Here is a 15354-nt window from a genome sequence, read left to right on the forward strand (position 1 = left end):
GGATCGTCGACAGTGGCTGGTGAGAGGCACTCTCACACAGGGGTGTGACAATCACACATCGCTCAACTCACGTGCCGCCCCACTGCTTACGGCTGTGCCTTGAGCGCTTCGAGGAAGGGGGTGAAGGCTTTCGCCGGGAAGGTGAGGGTGGCGCGGGCGGGGACCTTGGAGTCGCGGACGGCGACGTGGGTGGGTGAATTCGCGAGCTCCACGCAGCTGTCGCCGTCGCCCTCGCCGGAGTAGGAAGACTTTCGCCAGTTGTCCATTGGGCCTACAGCTCTTTCGTCAGTTCGTGGATGAGTTCACGCGACTGTTCGGGTTCTAGCGACGCACCCTTCACCCTACGGAAGGTCGTTCGATAAGTGTTGAGCCGAGCCTCGGAATCGATGAAGACCGAGCCATGGGGCGCGTCACGCACGACGGTGTCCAGCCTGGGCAGCGGCCCGTCCGCGTACGTCATCGTGCTCGAGGCTTTGGCGAATCCGTCCAAGTCGAACGGGATCACTCGCAAGGTGATGTGCTCCGCCTCGGATGACTCCAGGAGGTGGGTGAGTTGCGCACGGGTGGTCGCACGGTCGCCCACCCGGATGCGCAGCGCCGCCTCATGGATCAGGACCTCGCTCCGAATGGCGACTTCCTGGCGAGCCATTCGATGGTGGACGCGCAACTCAACCTCCTCCTGGGCGAGCTCGGGCAGCCTGGAGGAGAAGACTGCGCGGGCGTAGGCCTCCGTCTGCATTCGCCCCGGGACGTAGAGGATCGCGACGTCACGCAGGAACGAGGCGTGGTGCTCCAACTCGGCGAGGTCCAGAAAGGGCGTAGGCAGCAGGCCCCGGTACTCCTCCCACCAGCCGCGCGCCCGGTCGGTGGCCATCGCGGCAAGAGCGGCGATGAACTTCTCGTCCGTACAGGCGTAGTGGGATTGGAAGCGGCGCAAGCGCTGCTCGCTCACGCCGGTGAGTCCGGATTCGATGTGGCTGATCTGAACTCGGTTCACCCCGAGCAGAGACGCTGCCTCCGTGGCAGTGAGTCCCGCCGCCTCACGGAGCCTGCGCAGCTCGACGCCCAGGCGCAACTGGCGTGCGGTTGGTTCACGCCTCAGGACCATCCACTGCTCCTCGTTCAACACGCCCGCCGGTGCGGCCCGTTCGAGGTCAGATTACGCGATCGACTTGCCTCGGATTACTAGTTAGCCCTACTTTCAGTGATGCGACACACACTGCGTGTATCACCGGGGTGCTGGAAGCGCACCACGCCGTCCTGCCGCGACGACGCGGCAATGACGCCAGCCCAACCCCGCTGACCCTCCCCTCACCGAACGGAGTTGTCGCATGTCCGAAAGCGAACCGTGGGAGTACTCCCTCTACATCCCCAACGACCTGCGCGCCGTCACCGTCAGCCGCCGCACCCTCCGCCTGATCCTCACCATGCACGGCCTCATCCGCCTCGTCGATGTCGCCGAGCTACTGGCGACGGAGCTGGTCTCCAACGCCGTACGGCACACCAAGGGACCCGCCGCCCTCCGCGTGTGCTGGTCGCCGCCGGGCACGCTGCGGATCGGGGCGTGGGACGCGGATCCCGAGCCGCCGGAGCCACCGAAGTCGTTCGGGCGGGTGGAGGAAGTGGAGGAGGGGCGTGGACTGGCCCTGGTCCGGGCGTGCGCGGACGTGTGGGGCTGGCATCCATTGGCCAGACACGGCAACCGGGGCAAGTACGTGTGGTGCGAGCTGACCGCCGCCTGAGCGAGGACATTCGCCGACATCCGTTCACTGTCCGCTCACATGAGCAGGCAGTGAACGATCAAGGCAAATAGTTCACGGTTTCCCCGAAGAGAGCAGTCCGGCCCGGCGGGGCCGACCCCTCGCCCCCGATTGACATGCAGACAATCGGCTGCCTAACGTGATAAGCAGCCAATGGGCTGCATGTCAGAGGGGCGGAGATGGACGAGGTTTTCAAGGCACTGGCCGACGGCAGCCGACGGCGACTGCTGGACAGTCTGAACGCGCGCGACGGGCAGAGCCTGCGCGAGCTGTGCTCCGGGCTGGACATGGCCCGGCAGTCGGTCAGCAAGCACCTGGCGCTGCTGGAGGCGGCCAACCTGGTCACCGCCGTCCGGCGGGGCCGGGAGAAGCTGCACTACCTCAACGCCGAACCGATCAACGCCATCGCCGAACGCTGGATCAGCCGCTACGACCTCGAGCGGGTGCACGCACTCGCCGATCTCAAGCACGCGCTGGAGAACACCGCCATGGACAGCAACGCGTTCGTCTACACGACCTACATCAGGACCACGCCGGAGAAGCTGTGGCAGGGCCTGACCGACCCGGCGTTCACCCGCCGCTACTGGGGCCTGGAGTTCGCCACCGACTGGAAGGCGGGATCGCCCATGGTCTGGCAGCAGGGGGACGAGAAGACCGCCGACCCCGGTCAGGCCGTGATCGAGTCCGCCCCCTTCCGGCGCCTGTCGTACACCTGGCACACCTTCACGTCCGGGTGGGCGAAGACGAACGGGATCGACGACGAGACCCTCGCCAAGCTGGCCGGCGAGCGGCGGTCGCAGGTCACGTTCGAGATCGAGGACCTCGGCGGCGGCTCGGTGAAGCTGACCGTCGTCCACGACGGGTTCGAGCCCGGCAGCACCGCCCGCGAGATGATCCAGCACGGCTGGCCCGCCCTCCTCTCCAGCCTCAAGACACTGCTGGAGACGGGCGACACCCTTCCGGACCCGGCATAGGCGACCCGCGCCGGGACCACCGCCCTCAGCGGCGCAGGGTGGTCTCCCGGCTCATGTGCGACAGCTTCTCGGGGTTGCGCACGGCGTAGAGGCCGGTGATCAGGCCGTCGTCGAGGCGCAGCGCCAGCACGGTGTCGAGCTCGCCGTCGAGGTGGACGACCAGGGCCGGGAAGCCGTTGACCTGGGCCGGTCCCAGCGACAGCCTCGCGGCCTGCTTGAGCATCCCCCCGAGCATGAGGCGGGCCACCTTGTCGGCCCCCGTGATGGGCCGCAGAACGGCCTGCTTGATGCCGCCGCCGTCGCCCAGCAGGACGACGTCCGGCGCGAGGACGTCGAGCAGTCCCTGAAGGTCGCCCGTCTCGACCGCCCGCTGGAACGCGGTGAGCGCGTCCCTGCTCTCGGTGGGAGAGACGGCCCCGCGCGGCCGGCGCGCCGCGACGTGCGCGCGGGCCCGGTGCGCGGTCTGGCGGACGGCGGCCGGGCTCTTGTCGACGGCCTCGGCGATCTCGTCGTAACCGAGGTCGAACACCTCGCGCAGGACGAACACCGCCCGCTCGGTCGGCGTGAGCGTCTCCAGAACCAGCATCATCGCCATGGACACGCTGTCGGCCAGCTCCACGTCCTCAGCCACGTCGGGCGTGGTGAGCAGCGGCTCGGGCAGCCAGGAGCCGACGTAGGACTCCTTGCGGCGGCCGAGCGTACGCAGCCGGTTCAGTGCCTGTCGGGTGGTGACGCGGACCAGGTAGGCGCGCTGGTCGCGCACCGTCGCGAGGTCGACTCCCGCCCAGCGCAGCCAGGTCTCCTGGAGGACGTCCTCGGCGTCGGCGGCCGAGCCGAGCATCTCGTAGGCGACGGTGAAGAGCAGGTTGCGGTGGGAGACGAAGGCCTGGGTGGCCGGGTCCGCGCGTCCGCCGCCGTCGGCGGTCCGCCCGGCCGTGCCGTCCTGCTCACGTGCGCTGCTCTCGCTCGTCACCAGCTGCTCCCGCTTCTTCGCCTCCGACGGTGTCATGCGCACAGGACACCGGTCGCCGCCGCTCTGTGACACCCGTCGGCGGTGGCCCACGTCACAACGGGGTTCCGTCACAGGGATCGGGCCGTCGGCGTCTTGTGTTCGTCAGTGAGGCACCGAGAGCGAGGACGAGGTCATGGAATCCCGATTCAACCTGTTCGAGAACGAACTCGGCGGCAAGTTCGCCAAGCGGTTCGCCGGCGCCGGCATGCTGGTTCACGAGTCGTCGCTGCCGAGGTCCACGCAGGAACTGGTGTCGCTGCGCGCCAGCCAGATCAACGGCTGCGGGCACTGCGTCGATATGCATGTCAAGGAGGCCGCCGCCGCCGGTGAGAGCACGGTCCGGCTCCACCTGGTCGCCGTCTGGCGCGAGTCCACCGTGTTCACCGAGGCCGAGCGGGCCGCGCTGGCGCTCGCCGAGGAGGGCACCCGGCTCGCCGACGCCCACGAGGGCGTGTCCGACGAGACCTGGGGCCAGGTGCGCAAGCACTACGACGACGACCAGATCGCCGCGCTCGTCTCCCTGGTCGCCCTGATCAACGCGGCCAACCGGCTCGCCGTGATCACGCACCAGCGGGGCGGCTCGTACGAGGCGGGCATGTTCGCCGCCGCGTTGGGCTGACCGACGGACGCGCCCGACCCTGCCCGGCCCGGCCCCGGATCGTTCCCACCGGAGCCGGGCCGGCGCATGTCCGCGCCCCTGCGGGCCTGCGGGCGCCCCCAACGGTTGCGGTCGAGTCCGCCCGGCTCCGGTCACGATTGCGTCTCGGCCGACTCCCACCCCTTGCGCCCTCCTCGTGTAATCGTTTCCAATCCTCCGTGTAATCGATTCCACAAGGAGGTGGAACGCGATGGCGAGCATCGGCATCAAGGACGTCGCCGCCGCGGCCGGAGTGTCCGTCGCGACGGTGTCGCGCGCGCTCAACGGCCACCCGTCGGTCAGCGCCGCCGCACGCGAGCGCGTCCTGGCCGCCGTCGAGACGCTGGGCTATCGCCCGAACGCCGTCGCCCGGTCGTTGCGCACCGACCAGACCCGCACCCTCGGCCTGGTCATCAGCGACGTCATGAACCCGTACTTCACCGAGCTGGCCCGTTCCGTCGAGGAGGAGGCCCGCGCGCTCGGCTACAGCGTCATCATCGGCAACGCCGACGAGCGGCCCGATCTCCAGGACCACCACGTCACGACGCTGCTGGACCGGCGTATCGACGGACTCCTCGTCTCCCCCACCGACGGCGGCTCGCCCGGGATGCTGGCGGCCGCGCGGGCCGGGACGCCGATGGTGTTCGTCGACCGCTGGATCCCCGGCGTCGACGTGCCCGTCGTCCGGTCGGACGGGCGGACCGCCGTCCGGGACCTGGTGGCTCATCTGCACGGGCTCGGACACCGGCGGCTCGCCATCATCGCCGGGCCCGCCGCCACCACGACCGGACGCGAGCGCGTCGACGCCTTCCGCGAGGCGCTCGGCGCGTACGGGCTCCCCCTCCCCGACGCCTGCATCGGCCAGGGCGACTTCCAGGCGGAGAGCGGACGGCGGGTCACCGAGGGGTTCCTCGACCTGCCCGAGCCGCCCGACGTGGTCTTCGCCGCCGACAACCTGATGGCGCTCGGCGCGCTGGACGCCGTGCGCGCTCGCGGGCTGCGGGTCCCCGAGGACATCGCGCTCGCCGCGTTCGACGACATCCGCTGGTTCGTGCACACCGATCCGCCCGTCACCGCGATCGCCCAGCCCACCGGCGACCTCGGCCGGGCCGCCGTGCGCGCACTGGTCGACCGCATCGAGGGCCGGCCCGGCGAGTCCGTCACCCTCCCGGCCCGGCTCGTCGTCCGCCGCTCCTGCGGTGAGGCGACGGCCCCCCGACAACCCCCTTCCCCCTCCCCCGTACGAAGGAGTACGCCGTGAGCAGCCGCAGTCCGGACGAGTTGCTGCGCATCGAGGGCATCCGCAAGACCTTCCCCGGCGTGGTCGCGCTCGACAGCGTCGACTTCGACCTGCGCCGGGGCGAGGTGCACGTGCTCCTCGGTGAGAACGGCGCGGGCAAGAGCACGCTCATCAAGATGCTCTCCGGCGCCTACACGCCCGACGCCGGGCGGGTCCTGGCCGGTGGCGAGGAGGTGCGCATCCACGGTGCGCAGGACTCCGAGCGCCTCGGGATCGCCACCATCTACCAGGAGTTCAACCTCGTCCCCGATCTGACGGTCGCCGAGAACATCTTCCTGGGCCGCCAGCCGCGCCGCCTGGGGATGATCGACCGGAAGAAGATGGACGCGGACGCGGAAGTGCTGCTGAAGCGGGTCGGACTGAGCGTGTCGCCGCGCGCGCGGGTGCGTGAACTCGGCATCGCACGACTCCAGATGGTCGAGATCGCCAAGGCGCTCAGCCTGGACGCGCGCGTGCTCATCATGGACGAGCCGACCGCCGTACTGACCTCCGAGGAGGTCGACAAGCTGTTCGCCATCGTGCGGCAACTGCGCGAGGACGGCGTCGGCATCGTCTTCATCACCCACCACCTGGAGGAGATCGCCGCCCTCGGCGACCGCGTCACCGTCATCCGGGACGGACGGAGCGTCGGGCAGGTGCCCGCCTCCACGCCCGAGGACGAGCTCGTACGGCTCATGGTCGGCCGGTCTATCGAGCAGCAGTACCCGCGCGAGCGCGCCGACACCGGCGAGGCACTGCTCAAGGTGGAGGGGCTGACGCGGGACGGTGTCTTCCACGACGTCGGCTTCGAGGTGCGCGCCGGTGAGGTCGTCGGCATCGCGGGCCTCGTCGGCGCCGGGCGGACGGAGGTCGTCCGGGCCGTGTTCGGCGCCGATCCGTACGACGCGGGGACCGTGCACGTCGCGGGCGACCGGCTCCGACGCCACGACGTCAACGCCGCCATGGCGGCCGGTATCGGGCTCGTCCCCGAGGACCGCAAGGGGCAGGGGCTCGTCCTGGACGCCTCCGTCGAGGAGAACCTGGGACTGGTCACCCTCCGGTCCACCTCCCGCGCGGGACTCGTCGACCTCAAGGGGCAGCACGAGTCGGCCGAGCGGATCGCCGGGCAGCTCGGCGTGCGGATGGCCGGTCTCGGCCAGCACGTGCGCACGCTCTCCGGCGGCAACCAGCAGAAGGTCGTCATCGGCAAGTGGCTGCTGGCGAACACGAAGGTGCTGATCCTCGACGAGCCGACGCGCGGCATCGACGTCGGCGCCAAGGTCGAGATCTACCAGCTGATCAACGAGCTCACCGCGGGCGGCGCCGCCGTCCTGATGATCTCCAGCGACCTGCCCGAGGTGCTCGGCATGAGCGACCGGGTGGTGGTCATGGCACAGGGCCGCGTCGCGGGAGAACTCACCGCGGAACAGGCGACCCAGGACGCCGTGATGGCACTCGCCGTCAGCACGCCCCACAGCCACACGGACGACACCGGTGACACCGGTGACACCCCCCACAGCAACGGAACGGAGGCCTCCCGTGGCCACTGACACGCTCAAGAGCAAGCCGGGCGCGCAGGGCGCCACGGGCGGCCTGCGCCGCCTGCTGCTCGACAACGGCGCGCTGACCGCGCTGATCGTCCTCGTCATCGCCATGTCGGCGCTGTCCGGGGACTTCCTGACCGCCGACAACCTGCTGAACGTCGGCGTCCAGGCCGCCGTCACCGCGATCCTCGCGTTCGGTGTCACCTTCGTCATCGTCTCCGCGGGCATCGACCTGTCGGTCGGCTCGGTCGCCGCGCTGTCGGCCACCGTGCTGGCGTGGAGCGCGACCGAGGCCGGGATCCCGGTCGTGCTCGCGGTGCTGCTGTCCGTCGCGACGGGCATCGCGTGCGGCCTGGTGAACGGTTTCCTCATCTCGTACGGGAAACTGCCGCCGTTCATCGCGACGCTCGCCATGCTGTCGGTCGGACGCGGTCTGTCGCTCGTCATCTCGCAGGGCTCGCCGATCGCCTTCCCGGACTCCGTCTCCCACCTGGGCGACACGCTCGGCGGGTGGCTGCCGGTGCCGGTGCTCGTGATGATCGTGATGGGGCTGATCACCGCCTTCGTCCTCGGGCGGACCTACATCGGCCGCTCCATGTACGCCATCGGCGGCAACGAGGAGGCCGCGCGTCTGTCCGGCCTGCGGGTGAAGCGGCAGAAGCTCGTCATCTACGCCTTCTCCGGACTGTTCGCCGCCGCCGCGGGCATCGTGCTCGCCTCCCGGCTCTCCTCCGCGCAGCCGCAGGCAGCGCAGGGTTACGAACTGGACGCCATCGCCGCCGTCGTCATCGGCGGTGCCTCGCTGGCGGGCGGCACCGGCAAGGCGTCGGGCACGCTGATCGGCGCGCTGATCCTCGCGGTGCTGCGCAACGGCCTCAACCTGCTGTCCGTCTCCGCGTTCTGGCAGCAGGTCGTCATCGGTGTCGTCATCGCGCTGGCGGTACTGCTGGACACGCTGCGGCGCAAGGCGGGGGCGACCACGCCGGCGGCCGGGGCCGGCGGGGGCGGCAAGGGCAAGCAGGCACTGACGTACCTGATCGCCGCCGTCGTCGCGGTGGCCGTCGTCGGGGCGACCTCGCTCCTGCACAACGACTCCTCGGCCGGCAAGACGCACAAGGTCGGCCTGTCGCTGTCCACGCTCAACAACCCGTTCTTCGTGCAGATCAGGGACGGTGCCGAGGAGGAGGCGAAGAAGGCGGGCGTGGACCTGACGGTCACGGACGCGCAGAACGACGCCTCCCAGCAGGCCAACCAACTGCAGAACTTCGTCAGCGGGGGCCTGTCCTCGATCATCGTCAACCCGGTGGACTCCGACGCGGCCGGTCCCGCGGTGCGCGGCGCGAACAAGGACGACATCCCCGTCATCGCCGTGGACCGCGGCGTCAACGAGGCGAAGACGTCCGCGCTGGTCGCCTCCGACAACGTCGAGGGCGGTGAACTGGGCGCCAGGGCGCTCGCCGAGAAGCTGGGCGGCAAGGGCACGATCGTCATCCTCCAGGGCCAGGCCGGCACCTCCGCCAGCCGGGAGCGCGGGGCGGGCTTCGCGGCCGGCCTGAAGGAGTACCCGGGCATCGAGGTCGTCGCCAAGCAGCCCGCGGACTTCGACCGCACCAAGGGCCTGGACGTGATGACCAACCTGCTCCAGGCTCACCCCGACATCGACGGTGTCTTCGCGGAGAACGACGAGATGGCGCTCGGCGCGATCAAGGCGCTGGGCTCCAAGGCAGGCAAGTCGGTCCAGGTCGTCGGCTTCGACGGCACCCCGGACGGGCTGAAGGCGGTGCGCGAGGGCACGTTGTTCGCGTCCGTCGCGCAGCAGCCGAAGGAACTGGGCAGGATCGCCGTGCAGAACGCGCTGCGCGCGGCCGACGGCGAGAAGGTGGACACAATGGTGAAGGTGCCGGTGAAGGTGGTCACCAAGGAGAACGTGGCCGGCTTCGAAGGCTGACACGGACCCACGGAAGTCCGTGGCGGGCGGTCACAACGACCGCCCGCCACTCCTGCTCGGCTTCACTCGGTTTCACTCGGATCATCCGGATCGGGGAGCGATTCATGTACGACTACGACCTCCTGGTCGTGGGATCGGCCAACGCCGACCTCGTGATCGGCGTCGAGCGGCGGCCGGGTGCCGGCGAGACGGTGCTCGGCACCGACCTGGCCGTCCACCCCGGGGGCAAGGGCGCCAACCAGGCGGTAGCCGCCGCCCGGCTCGGCGCCCGTACGGCCCTGCTGGCCCGGGTCGGCGACGACGACTACGGCAGGCTGCTGCTGGACTCGCAGCGGGCGGCCGGTGTCGACACGGTCGGCGTGCTGGTGGGCGGGGCGCCGACCGGCGTCGCGCTCATCACCGTCGACCCGTCGGGCGACAACAGCATCGTGGTCTCGCCGGGCGCGAACGGCCGGCTGGCACCGGGGGACGTCGGCGCCGCCGCGAGCCTCTTCCACGCCTCCCGCGTGGTCTCCACGCAGTTGGAGATCCCGCTGGAGACGGTCGTGGAGGTGGTCCGGAGCCTGGCGCCGGACAGCCGCTTCGTGCTGAACCCGTCGCCACCGCGCCCGCTCCCGGCGGAGGTACTGGCGGCCTGCGACCCGCTGATCGTCAACGAGCACGAGGCGAAGGTCATCCTCGGCGACTCCTGCGTGAGCGAACGCCCCGAGGACTGGGCCCGCATCCTGCTGGCCAAGGGGCCGCGCTCGGTGGTGGTGACCCTGGGCGCCGAGGGCGCGCTGGTGGCGTCCTCCTCCGAGGGTGTCTCCCACGTCCCCTCCGTGAAGGTGGACGCCGTGGACACGACGGGCGCGGGCGACGCGTTCACCGCGGCGCTGGCCTGGCGGCTCGGCACGGGCGAGTCGCTCACCGAGGCGGCGGCGTACGCGGCGCGGGTCGGCGCGGCGGCCGTCACGAGGGCGGGCGCGCAGGCGTCGTACCCGACGGCGGCCCAGGCGGAGGCGCTGTGAAGAGGACCGGGATACTCAACCGCCATCTGTCCGGCGCCCTGGCCGAACTCGGCCACGGGGACGGGGTCCTGGTCTGCGACGTCGGCATGCCGATCCCCGACGGGCCGCGCGTCGTCGACCTGGCCTTCCGCGCCGGTGTTCCCTCTTTCGCGGAGGTGGTGGACGGCCTGCTCGCCGAGCTGGTGGTCGAGGGCGCGACGGCGGCGACGGAGGTCCGGGAGGCCAACACCGAGGCCGCCGCGCTGCTCGACGGTCACTTCCCGGCCCTCGCGCTCGTCCCGCACGAGCGGCTGAAGGAACTCTCGGCCGGCGCGCGGCTGATCGTCCGCACCGGCGAGGCCCGGCCGTACGCGAACGTACTGCTGCGCTGCGGGGTCTTCTTCTAGGCCCCACCGGCGCAACCGGCTCCACCGGCGCCATGGTCCCGGAGCTTCTCGGAGCTTCGAGGGAGCCCGGTCGAAGACCGGGCCCCCTCGGATTTCCCCTCCCCCTCAGAACCCCCGCGATCCTCCCCGGATCCCCCCAGATCCGCCGGATCCCCCCACCGGGGTGTCCTGATGCCACGTACGACCCGCGGAGCGGCGGAACGGTTGCACGGATCGCCAGGATTTGTTTTCCGGGCCGCTCGCCCGCCGCGTGCACGACGAGCCGCGTCGCCGTCTCGGCGAGTGCCTCCGCCCGTCCCGGCCGCTTCGGACCCCTGCGGACGCCGCCGCCCCGGCCTTGGAACGACCCCGGCCCGACGCGTGCCGCAGGCCACCCTGTCGACCGTCGACGGATTTCGCTGTCGTTCTTCCATTCGCAACCGGACTTGAGCGATGGCGTGGACCTCAAGGACGTCGAAAGCCTCGGCAAGGGATTGGTCGCCGAACTGCAATCCGCGGGTCCGGAGTGAGGGTCTCCGTTGTCGCGCTTCGAGATGTACGACGAATGATTCGCCTTACCCTCCCCCCGGAAGCGATATGGGCGATATCTACCATAAGCACTCTTTCAGTTCCTCCGCGCCGCCCGGCACATCGGGGCCCGGACGCCAGTCGTTCCCCGACACCATGGCCCGGGACACTGCCCGGCGGAGGCCATTTACCCAGGGATTACTGGGCAGTTGACCTCGGGGTTTCGTGGTAGCGTCCTTGCCCGGAGGGACAGTGCAACCTGAAAGGGAAATCGTGAACACGGAGAAGATCGCCGCTCGCCGCCTCTCGCTGGAAGAGGTGACGAAGCTCGGTGTGAAGGACAGGATCTTCGTTTCCGCCGACACGGCAGAACTCAAGCTCCCCGACTGCTATGTCCCTGCTTTTCTGACCAAGTCCGGTGAGGATTTCGAGGGCGGCTTGATCACGGCGAGAACCGCATTCCAGGAAGAGGTCTCCTGCCTTCCCGACGACGAGAATGAAGCCGGAATCTACCTGGCCGACGAGAAGGGCCCGGTGACCATCGAAGTCCTCCAGTCCGCCGGTGTCGTGCTGGACCTGGCACTTTTCGTCCCTGGTGGGGACAAGGGGGCTCTCACCGCCCTTTACGCGGCGGCCCGGCAGGCGTTCGGCGCCGACGTCGTGCAGATCTGGCGCCAGGGCCTCAAGGAGGTTCCCGACGTGAAGGTCGACATCTTCGAGGAGCAGATTCCCCGGGGGCGCAAGGGGAGCGACAGTCCCAAGCGTGACCGTCGCGCGATCGACACCTACCCCACCCGTGCGGACTTCATCGAGTTCTCCGCGGGGTGGAAGCCGGTCGTTGAGACCCACAAGCCGATCGTCGACGACACCCCGACCATCTGAGGCCACGGAGGCCGGCCCGCCGCCGACGCCGGGTGCCGGCAGGTGGTTGACGCCGGTGACAGAGCGCCTCGGCCCACCACGAGCCGGATACGGACCCGGCCCCGGAGGAGACACCTCTTCCTGACGCCGAGTCCGTAACGGACCAGTCACCTGCCGCGCGGCTCAACGACGTGTTCCACGAACCGGGCCGCCGTCTCCGCCAGTACCTCCCGCCCGTCCCGTGCCCACAGCGCGTCGTTGAACAGCTCGACCTCGATCGCGCCGGTGTACCCGGCCGCCTCCACGTACGCCTTCCACTCCCGCATGTCGATCGCGCCGTCGCCGATCTGGCCGCGGCCGTTCAGGACGCCTTCGGGCAGGGGGGTGGTCCAGTCGGCGAGCTGGAAGGTGTGGATGCGGCCCGCCGCGCCCGCTCGCGCGATCTGTTCCGGCGCCCCGTCGTCCCACCAGACGTGGTACGTGTCGACGGTGACGCCGACCTGGTGGGCCGGGAAGCGTTCGGCGAGGTCCAGGGCCTGGGCGAGGGTGGAGACCACGCAGCGGTCCGAGGCGAACATGGGGTGGAGCGGCTCGATGGCCAGCTTCACCCCGTGCTCCTCGGCGTAGGGGCCGAGTTCCGCCAGCGCGTCCGCGATGCGTTCGCGGGCCGCGCCCAGGTCCTTGCTGCCCGCCGGGAGGCCGCCCGAGACCAGGACCAGGGTGTCGGTGCCGAGGGTGGCGGCCTCGTCGACGGCCCGGCGGTTGTCGGCCAGGGCCCTCGCGCGCTCGCCCGCGTCGACGGCCGTGAGGAAGCCGCCGCGGCACAGGGTGGTGACGGTCAGGCCCGCGTCGCGGACCAGTTTCGCCGCCGCCTCCACACCGTACGCCTGGACCGGTTCGCGCCACAGGCCGACGTTGCCGACGCCCAGGTCGCGGCAGGCGGTGGTCAGTTCGGGCAGCGAGAGCTGCTTGACCGTCATCTGGTTGACGCTGAAACGCGTCAGGTCGGGCGTCGTGTCGCTCACTGGTTCACTCCGTACAGGCTCAGCAGGTTCCGCATGCGCTCCTCGGCCAGCTTCGGGTCCGGGAACAGGCCGATGCCGTCGGCGAGTTCGTAGGCGCGGGCGAGGTGGGGCAGGGAGCGGGCCGACTGGAGGCCGCCGACCATCGTGAAGTGGCTCTGGTGGCCCGCGAGCCAGGCCAGGAGGACCACGCCCGTCTTGTAGTAGCGGGTGGGGGTCTGGAAGAGGTGGCGGGAGAGTTCGACGGTGGGGTCGAGGAGGGCGCGGAAGCCCTCCGTGTTCCCCGTGTCCAGGACGCGGACCGCCTCTGCGGCCAACGGGCCCAGCGGGTCGAAGATGCCGAGCAGGGCGTGGCTGAAGCCCTGCTCGTCGCCGGCGATCAGCTCGGGGTAGTTGAAGTCGTCACCGGTGTAGCAGCGCACGCCGTGCGGGAGGCGGCGGCGCAGGTCGATCTCCCGCTGGGCGTCGAGGAGGGAGACCTTGATGCCGTCGACCTTGTCGGGGTGGGTGGCGATGACCTCCAGGAAGGTGTCCGTCGCCGCGTCGAGGTCCTTCGACCCCCAGTAACCCTCCAGGGCCGGGTCGAACATCGGGCCGAGCCAGTGCAGGATCACCGGTTCGGTGGCCTGGCGCAGGAGGTGGCCGTAGACGTCCAGGTAGTCGTCCGGGCCCTGCGCCGCGGCGGCCAGGGCGCGGGAGGCCATCAGGATGGCCTGGGCGCCGGACTCCTCGACCACGGCGAGCTGCTCCTCGTAGGCCGCCCGGACCTCGGCGAGGGTGCCGGTGGTGAGCTGGTCGGTGCCCACGCCGCAGGCGATGCGGCCGCCGCACGCCTTCGCCTCGGCGGCGGACCTGCGGATCAGCTCCGCCGCGCCCGCCCAGTCCAGGCCCATGCCGCGCTGGGCGGTGTCCATCGCCTCGGCGACGCCGAGCCCGTGGGACCACAGGTGGCGGCGGAAGGCGAGGGTGGCGTCCCAGTCGACGGCGGCGGGCCCGTCGGGCGTGGTGTCCGCGTACGGATCGGCGACGACGTGCGCGGCCGAGAAGACCGTACGGGAGGAGAAAGCGCTTCCCGAGGAGAGGGCGGGAGGCGGCTCGGAGCGGGGTTCGTAGGCGCGCAGGGTGCCGTTCGCGCCGGGCAGGTGGAGGGTCACAGCGCGATCTCCGGTACGTCGAGGCGGCGGCCCTCGGCGGAGGACCTGAGCCCGAGCTCGGCGAGCTGCACGCCGCGGGCGCCGGCCAGCAGGTCCCAGTGGTAGGGGGCGTCGGCGTAGACGTGGCGCAGGAAGAGTTCCCACTGGGCCTTGAAGCCGTTGTCGAAGTCGCCGTTGTCCGGGACCTCCTGCCACTGGTCGCGGAAGACCTCGGTGGCGGGGATGTCCGGGTTCCAGACCGGCTTGGGGGTGGCGGAGCGGTGCTGGACGCGGCAGTCGCGCAGTCCGGCGACCGCGGAGCCCTCGGTGCCGTCGACCTGGAACTCGACGAGTTCGTCGCGGTTGACGCGCACGGTCCAGGAGGAGTTGATCTGGGCGATCGTGCCGCCGTCGAGCTCGAAGACGCCGTACGCCGCGTCGTCGGCGGTGGCGTCGTACGGCTTGCCGTTCTCGTCCCAGCGCTGCGGGATGTGGGTGGCGGTCAGTGCCTGGACGGACCTCACGCGGCCGAACAGCTCGTGCAGGACGTACTCCCAGTGCGGGAACATGTCGACGACGATGCCGCCGCCGTCCTCGGCGCGGTAGTTCCACGAGGGGCGCTGGGCGTCCTGCCAGTCGCCCTCGAAGACCCAGTAGCCGAACTCGCCGCGCACGGACAGGATCCGGCCGAAGAAGCCGCCGTCGATGAGGCGCTTGAGCTTGAGCAGGCCGGGGAGGAAGAGCTTGTCCTGGACGACGCCGTGCTTGATGCCCTTCGCCCGGGCGAGGCGGGCCAGCTCCAGGGCGCCGTCCAGGCCGGTGGCGGTGGGCTTCTCGGTGTAGACGTGCTTGCCCGCGGCGATCGCCTTCCTGATCGCCTCCTCGCGGGCGGAGGTCACCTGGGCGTCGAAGTAGATCTCGACGCTGTCGTCGGCGAGGACCGCGTCCAGGTCCGTCGAGACGTGCTCCAGGCCGTGCCGCTCGGCCAGCGCCCTCAGCGCGTGCTCGCGGCGGCCGACCAGGATCGGCTCGGGCCACAGCACGGTGCCGTCGCCGAGGTCGAGGCCGCCCTGCTCGCGGAGGGCCAGGATGGAGCGGACGAGGTGCTGGCGATAGCCCATGCGTCCGGTCACACCGTTCATGGCGATACGCACCGTCTTGCGTGTCACGTCATTCCCTTCGTACGGCGATGAGGCTGCGGCACCGCGGCGATACGACAGCGGCACGGCAGAGGTACGGCAGCGGTACAACAGCGGTACAGCAAGCGCTTTCTATGTAGGA

The 15354-nt window shown here is 70.5% G+C and carries 15 protein-coding genes; 9 read left to right on the top strand and 6 right to left on the bottom strand.

Annotation, left to right across the window (positions count from 1 at the left end; genetic code table 11):
• Window positions 1-86: 86 nt before the first annotated feature.
• Window positions 87-266, bottom strand: a complete 180-nt coding sequence (locus ACH4NX_RS22635) for a DUF397 domain-containing protein (RefSeq protein WP_351396809.1) — start codon at window positions 264-266, stop codon at window positions 87-89.
• A gap of 5 nt (window positions 267-271) precedes the next feature.
• Complete coding sequence (locus ACH4NX_RS22640; RefSeq protein WP_351396806.1) at window positions 272-1108, bottom strand: helix-turn-helix transcriptional regulator; 837 nt, start codon at window positions 1106-1108, stop codon at window positions 272-274.
• Between the two features lie 223 nt (window positions 1109-1331).
• On the opposite strand from ACH4NX_RS22640, the gene ACH4NX_RS22645 reads away from it, so the two are divergent.
• Window positions 1332-1742: an ATP-binding protein gene (locus ACH4NX_RS22645; RefSeq protein WP_351396803.1), complete on the top strand. Its 411-nt coding sequence runs from the start codon at window positions 1332-1334 to the stop codon at window positions 1740-1742.
• Window positions 1743-1939: 197 nt separating this feature from the next.
• Entirely contained in the window at window positions 1940-2734 is a 795-nt protein-coding gene (locus ACH4NX_RS22650; protein WP_398128612.1) for an ArsR/SmtB family transcription factor, read from the top strand.
• Between the two features lie 25 nt (window positions 2735-2759).
• Here the strand turns inward: ACH4NX_RS22650 and ACH4NX_RS22655 are convergent, their stop codons facing one another.
• On the bottom strand, window positions 2760-3749 hold the full coding sequence (locus ACH4NX_RS22655) for an RNA polymerase sigma-70 factor (protein ID WP_398128611.1): 990 nt from the start codon (window positions 3747-3749) through the stop codon (window positions 2760-2762).
• Window positions 3750-3879: 130 nt separating this feature from the next.
• On the opposite strand from ACH4NX_RS22655, the gene ACH4NX_RS22660 reads away from it, so the two are divergent.
• From ACH4NX_RS22660 to ACH4NX_RS22690, 7 genes are all read left to right on the top strand, one after another.
• Window positions 3880-4365, top strand: a complete 486-nt coding sequence (locus ACH4NX_RS22660) for a carboxymuconolactone decarboxylase family protein (RefSeq protein WP_351396794.1) — start codon at window positions 3880-3882, stop codon at window positions 4363-4365.
• Window positions 4366-4594: 229 nt separating this feature from the next.
• Window positions 4595-5644, top strand: coding sequence for a LacI family DNA-binding transcriptional regulator (locus ACH4NX_RS22665; RefSeq protein WP_351396788.1), 1050 nt, complete (start codon window positions 4595-4597; stop codon window positions 5642-5644).
• A complete protein-coding gene (locus ACH4NX_RS22670; protein ID WP_398128610.1) occupies window positions 5641-7212 on the top strand; it encodes a sugar ABC transporter ATP-binding protein in 1572 nt (523 codons plus the stop codon). The genes ACH4NX_RS22665 and ACH4NX_RS22670 overlap by 4 nt, the downstream gene beginning before the upstream one ends.
• Complete coding sequence (locus ACH4NX_RS22675; RefSeq protein WP_398128609.1) at window positions 7202-9154, top strand: substrate-binding domain-containing protein; 1953 nt, start codon at window positions 7202-7204, stop codon at window positions 9152-9154. The genes ACH4NX_RS22670 and ACH4NX_RS22675 overlap by 11 nt, the downstream gene beginning before the upstream one ends.
• 104 nt (window positions 9155-9258) lie before the next feature.
• Window positions 9259-10164, top strand: a complete 906-nt coding sequence (locus ACH4NX_RS22680) for a ribokinase (RefSeq protein WP_351396778.1) — start codon at window positions 9259-9261, stop codon at window positions 10162-10164.
• Complete coding sequence (rbsD, locus tag ACH4NX_RS22685) at window positions 10161-10550, top strand: D-ribose pyranase (protein ID WP_351396776.1); 390 nt, start codon at window positions 10161-10163, stop codon at window positions 10548-10550. The genes ACH4NX_RS22680 and rbsD overlap by 4 nt, the downstream gene beginning before the upstream one ends.
• A gap of 780 nt (window positions 10551-11330) precedes the next feature.
• On the top strand, window positions 11331-11939 hold the full coding sequence (locus ACH4NX_RS22690; RefSeq protein ID WP_351396773.1) for a hypothetical protein: 609 nt from the start codon (window positions 11331-11333) through the stop codon (window positions 11937-11939).
• A gap of 146 nt (window positions 11940-12085) precedes the next feature.
• On the opposite strand, the gene ACH4NX_RS22695 is transcribed toward ACH4NX_RS22690, so the two are convergent.
• From ACH4NX_RS22695 to ACH4NX_RS22705, 3 genes are read right to left on the bottom strand one after another with little or no spacing between them, the layout of a single operon-like run.
• Window positions 12086-12898 carry a sugar phosphate isomerase/epimerase family protein gene (locus tag ACH4NX_RS22695; protein WP_398128673.1) on the bottom strand — a complete coding sequence of 271 codons (813 nt, stop codon included), beginning with the start codon at window positions 12896-12898 and terminating at the stop codon, window positions 12086-12088.
• Between the two features lie 41 nt (window positions 12899-12939).
• Window positions 12940-14094 (bottom strand): dihydrodipicolinate synthase family protein, encoded by a 1155-nt coding sequence (locus ACH4NX_RS22700; protein WP_398128608.1) that lies wholly within the window; start codon window positions 14092-14094, stop codon window positions 12940-12942.
• Entirely contained in the window at window positions 14091-15242 is a 1152-nt protein-coding gene (locus ACH4NX_RS22705) for a Gfo/Idh/MocA family oxidoreductase (RefSeq protein WP_351396767.1), read from the bottom strand. Before ACH4NX_RS22705 ends, ACH4NX_RS22700 begins: the two co-directional genes overlap by 4 nt.
• Window positions 15243-15354: the final 112 nt, after the last annotated feature.

Origin of the sequence: Streptomyces sp. NPDC017225, assembly GCF_044331465.1 — a bacterium.
Classification (GTDB): Bacteria; Actinomycetota; Actinomycetes; order Streptomycetales; family Streptomycetaceae; genus Streptomyces.

What these genes read in the sequence shown, in the direction of transcription:
- ACH4NX_RS22635 (WP_351396809.1), bottom strand. Translation starts at nt 266, where the DNA reads ATGGACAACTGGCGAAAGTCTTCCTACTCCGGCGAGGGCGACGGCGAC.
- ACH4NX_RS22640 (WP_351396806.1), bottom strand. Translation starts at nt 1,108, where the DNA reads ATGGTCCTGAGGCGTGAACCAACCGCACGCCAGTTGCGCCTGGGCGTC.
- ACH4NX_RS22645 (WP_351396803.1), top strand. Translation starts at nt 1,332, where the DNA reads ATGTCCGAAAGCGAACCGTGGGAGTACTCCCTCTACATCCCCAACGAC.
- ACH4NX_RS22650 (WP_398128612.1), top strand. Translation starts at nt 1,940, where the DNA reads ATGGACGAGGTTTTCAAGGCACTGGCCGACGGCAGCCGACGGCGACTG.
- ACH4NX_RS22660 (WP_351396794.1), top strand. Translation starts at nt 3,880, where the DNA reads ATGGAATCCCGATTCAACCTGTTCGAGAACGAACTCGGCGGCAAGTTC.
- ACH4NX_RS22665 (WP_351396788.1), top strand. Translation starts at nt 4,595, where the DNA reads ATGGCGAGCATCGGCATCAAGGACGTCGCCGCCGCGGCCGGAGTGTCC.
- ACH4NX_RS22680 (WP_351396778.1), top strand. Translation starts at nt 9,259, where the DNA reads ATGTACGACTACGACCTCCTGGTCGTGGGATCGGCCAACGCCGACCTC.
- ACH4NX_RS22695 (WP_398128673.1), bottom strand. Translation starts at nt 12,898, where the DNA reads ATGACGGTCAAGCAGCTCTCGCTGCCCGAACTGACCACCGCCTGCCGC.